This is a genomic window from Protofrankia sp. CiP1_Cm_nod4, from assembly GCF_982290645.1.
This window is the reverse complement of the sequence record NZ_CEVIVC010000094.1, coordinates 2723-7211: the sequence shown is the minus strand read 5'-3', so window position 1 is coordinate 7211 and position 4489 is coordinate 2723. Positions and strand designations below refer to the sequence as shown.

The 4489-nt window shown below is 73.1% G+C and carries 2 protein-coding genes and 1 pseudogene; 2 read left to right on the top strand and 1 reads right to left on the bottom strand.

Going from position 1 to position 4489, the window contains the following annotated elements; genetic code table 11:
• Window positions 1-983: pseudogene (locus AC5LSR_RS16865) on the bottom strand (hypothetical protein); the annotation flags it as partial.
• Between the two features lie 221 nt (window positions 984-1204).
• Between AC5LSR_RS16865 and AC5LSR_RS16860 the strand changes: the two are divergent.
• Both AC5LSR_RS16860 and AC5LSR_RS16855 read left to right on the top strand, forming a co-directional pair.
• Window positions 1205-2704, top strand: a complete 1500-nt coding sequence (locus AC5LSR_RS16860; protein WP_250285938.1) for an NAD(P)/FAD-dependent oxidoreductase — start codon at window positions 1205-1207, stop codon at window positions 2702-2704.
• Window positions 2705-2734: 30 nt separating this feature from the next.
• On the top strand, window positions 2735-4327 hold the full coding sequence (locus AC5LSR_RS16855) for a glycosyltransferase family 39 protein (protein ID WP_250285939.1): 1593 nt from the start codon (window positions 2735-2737) through the stop codon (window positions 4325-4327).
• The last annotated feature ends 162 nt before the right edge of the window (window positions 4328-4489 follow it).

The window sequence follows — 4489 nt, the reverse complement described above, 5'->3', positions numbered from 1 at the left end:
GAAGCAGCGGGATCCGCGGGCGCCGCCGAAGCAGCGGGATCCGCGGCAGCGGACCCGTCCCGCGGACCGGATCCGCTGCCCCGCGTGCCCGCGTCCCGCCGCGCGTCCCGGCCGGGGCCGGCCACGCCGGCGATCCGGCGGACCGTGGCGGCGGCGAGCACCAGCGCGGCCAGCAGGCCGTAGCGGACGTCCCCGAGCAGCAGGTGGAACGGCGCGAGCAGCAGCGTCGTGCCGGGCAGGTAGGGGTAGACGTCGAACAGCCCGTACACCTGGTATTCGGCGCGGCTGGGCGCCCACTGCTGCCGGTACATGTCACGGCCGTCGAACAGGCCGCCGGCGGAGACCTGCAACAGGTGGAAGACGTCGATCCGGGGCGTTGGCGCCGCCAGGATCATCGCGACGCCGGCGGCCACGACCAGGCCGGCCACCGGCCAGAAGCAGGCCGGCGAGGCGAGCCGGCGGGCCGCCCGCCAGCGGCCGTCCGGCGCCGGCGGGCGGGCCCACACCAGGACCGCCCCGGCGGTGAGCAGCCCGGCGGCCACCCCGAGCGCGTCGGAGAGGTCCGCCCACCGCCCGGCCGCGTAGTAGCGGGGCCGCAGCGCCACGCCGGCCGCGAGCAGCCCGGCCACGCCCGTCCACGCGGCGGTGTGCCAGCGCCGGGCCCACCGCCGCACCCGCTCGGCGGGGCCCGCGGCCAGCAGGACGGCGAGCCAGCCGGCGAGCACGGGCACCAGCGGCCACGGCCCCCGCCCGTCACCGGCACCGATGCCCACCGCGACACCGCCCCAGCCGGCCAGCAGCAGGGCTGTCGTCCCCCGGTCCGGGTGGCCCGGCGGCGCCCACCCGGGTGCGGTGGCCGGATCGCCCGTCCGGGCGGGTATGGGCACGTCCATGACGTGCACCCTGCCAGAGCGCACGTCCACGGCGTGCGCCCTGCCAGAGCGCACGTCCACGGCGTGCGCCCTGCCGGAGGCGCGGGTCACCGGCGTGCACGCCGTCGTCGGCGGGCGGGGCACGGCCTGGCCGGCAGGGAGCGGGAGCCGGGCTGTCGCGGCCGGCCCGCCGTGGCCGTCAGGGGGCGCAGGCGGGCGGCTGTGGGGGCCGTGCCAGACTGAGAAGCCGAAGCCGGATCATCGTCCACCGGCTTTGCTGGTATGTCGCGCGGATGACTATCGCGTGCGAAGGTGAGGAGAGGTCAGGCACAGTGGCCGAAAAGCCCGAGGTCGTCGTTATCGGAGCCGGACCGGCAGGTCTTACAGCAGGCTGGGAGCTGGTCAAACGGGACGTGCCCGTAACGGTCCTCGAAGGTGACTCGGTGGTGGGTGGGATCAGCCGTACCGCGCAGCGCGAAGGCTGGCGGTTCGACATCGGCGGGCACCGGTTCTTCACCAAGGTCCCCGAGGTCGAGGCGCTCTGGCACGAGATCCTGCCCGACGAGGACTTCCTGATGCGCCCGCGCTCGAGCCGCATCATCTACGACGGCAAACTGTTCGACTACCCGCTGCGCGCCGGCAACGCCCTGCGCGGCCTGGGCCTCCTGGAGGCCGCGCGCTGCATCTTCTCCTACTTCTGGGTGCGGGTCCGCCCGCCGAAGGACCAGACGAAAATCGAGGGCTGGGTCGCGGCCCGTTTCGGCTGGCGCCTCTACCGGATCTTCTTCAAGACCTACACCGAGAAGCTGTGGGGCGTGCCGGCGGACACGATCGAGGCGGACTGGGCCGCGCAGCGCATCAAGAACCTCTCGCTGTTCAACGCGATTGTGAACGCGGTCACGCCGAAACGGAACCAGAAGGACATCACCTCCCTCATCGAGGAGTTCCAGTACCCGAAGTACGGGCCCGGAATGATGTGGGAAGCCGCCGCCGACAAGATCGTCGACCGGGGCGGGAAGATCGTCTTCGAGGAGAAGGTCCGCGCGATCCACCACGAGGGCGGCCGGGCGACCGGGGTGACCACGGTGGTCACCGGCGGGTACGGCCCGGGCGCGGGCGCGCCGGAGGCGTCCCGGACCGACATCGGCAGTGAGCACCACTACGACGCGGACGAGATCGTCTCGTCGATGCCGTTCTCCTCCCTGGTCCGCGCGATGGATCCGCCCGCCCCCGCGCACGTCCTGGCGGCCGCGGAGGCGCTACGCTACCGGGACTTCCTCACCGTCGCGCTCGTGGTGCCCGAATCCGCCGGTTTCCCGGACAACTGGATTTACATCCATTCCCCCGAGCTCCAGGTCGGGCGTATCCAGAACTTCGCGTCGTGGTCGCCCTTCCTGGTGAAGGAAGGACGCACCTGCCTCGGGCTGGAGTACTTCGTCTTCGAGGGTGACGAGACCTGGTCGATGGCCGACGACGACCTGATCGCGCTCGCCTCCAAGGAGCTCGCGGCCCTCGGCCTGGTCCCGGCGGACCAGGTGGAGGGCGGTTTCGTGGTGCGCATGCCGAAGGCCTACCCGTTCTACGACGCCGAGTACAAGAAGAACGTCGACATCATGCGCGGCTGGCTCGCCGAGGCCGCCCCGAACGTCTATCCGGTCGGCCGCAACGGCATGCACCGCTACAACAACCAGGACCACTCGATGTACACCGCTCTGCTCAGCGTGCAGAACATGGTGGACGGCACCAGCCACGACGTGTGGGGCGTCAATGTCGAGGAGGACTACCACGAGGAAGTCTCCCCGGGTTACACCGGCACCAAAGCGTCGCACTGACCTCGGTTCACGGGACTGGAGGATCTGACCGTGACCGATGTCGCGGTTCGGCCGCTGGCGAACATCCCCGACCCGGCCGACGCGGGCCTGAGGCGTCCTGACCGGACGGCTGTCCTGTTCAGGGCGGCACTGCTCGTCATTGTTGTCGCGGCGGTGGCGGCGCGTTTCTCCGCCCGGCAGGCGTTGTGGCTGGACGAGGCCCAGAGCGTGGCCATCGCCCGGCTCCCGCTGACCGGGCCGGGCCTGACGCTGTTCGACGGCCTGCGCCAGGACGGCTCACCACCGCTGTACTACCTGCTGCTGCACGGCTGGGCCGAGCTGTTCGGGACCGGCGCGTTCGCGGTACGGGCGCTGTCGGCGCTGGTGAACCTGGCCGCGGCCGGGCCGCTGTACCTGCTGGCCCGGCGGGTGGTCGGGGCACGTGCCGCGTGGGTGGCGGTGGTGCTCTACCTCACCTCGCCGTTCGCGCTGTACTTCGCGACCGAGACCCGGATGTACAGCCTGGTCGTGCTGCTGACCGCGGCCGGCGGGCTGGCGCTGGAGAGCACCCTGCGCCGGCGCTCGGCCGGGCCGGCCGTCGCGCTGGCGGTGTGCTCCGGCCTGCTGGCCCTGACCCACTACTGGTGCTTCTACCTGCTGTGCACGGTGGTCGGCTGGCTGCTGCTGGTCACGGCCCGGCCGCGGCCGGGCTGGGGCCGGCGGGCGCCGCTGACCGCTCTCGGCGGCATCGCCGGCGGGGCGGTGGTGTTCGCCCCCTGGCTGGGTGGCTTCCAGTACCAGCTGGCGCACACCGGGACGCCGTGGGGCGAGCCGGCGACGTTCGCGGCGATCGCGCACGCCTACGGGCAGTGGGCGGGCGGCCCGACCACCGGCGGGCGCACGCTGCTGTTCCTCATCACCGGCCTCGCCGCCGCCGGGATCGCCGGCCGGGCGATCGACGGCCGGTACGTGATGGTGGACCTGCGGGGGCTCGAACCCGGGCGGACGCTGTTCTTCCTGGCCACCGTCACGCTCGTGGTGGCCGTCGCCGTGGGCAAGGTGGTGGGCAACGCCTGGGCCGACCGGTACACCGCCACCGCGTTCGTCCCGTTCCTGCTGGTGATCGGCCTCGGGGCGACCGTCCTCGTCGACAGCCGGCTGTTCCGGGGTGTCGTCCTGGCGTGCGCGTTGCTCGGGCTCATCGGCGGCTACACCGACCTCTCCCGCGCCCGCACCCAGGCCGAGCAGGCCGCGGGCGTGCTCGAGCGCCTCGGGCGGCCCGGTGACGTGCTGCTGGTCTGCCCGGACCAGCTCGGCCCGGGCCTGGCCCGCACGGTCCCGCCGTGGATGCGGGTGTACGTCGTCCCGACCTACGCCCCACCCGACCGGGTCAACTGGACCGACTACGAGGACCGCAACACCACCGCCAACGGGGTGGCCGTCGCGGACCGGGCGCTGGCGGAGGCGGGCCCCGGCAACACCGTCTTCCTCGCCGGCTCGGGCGCGTACCGCACCTACGAGACCCTGTGCACCCAGGTGCGCGGACGTCTCGAGGCGCGGCGCCCGCGCGTCGACCAGGTCATGGAACAGGGCCAGTCAGCCAGGGTCTGGGAGAACTTCGCCCTGCTGCGCTTCCAGCCGTGACTGCCGGGACACGCTGGTGGATCCTCGGTCGGACGGGACGGCGGCCGCTGCCCGTATGACGGTGGCCGCCCACCGCGTGCGCACGCGTCGCGCGCGTGCCGCGTCCCGGCAGGACGGCGCCGTCCTGCCGGGATGTCCGCCCGCGCAGACCGCGCAGACCGC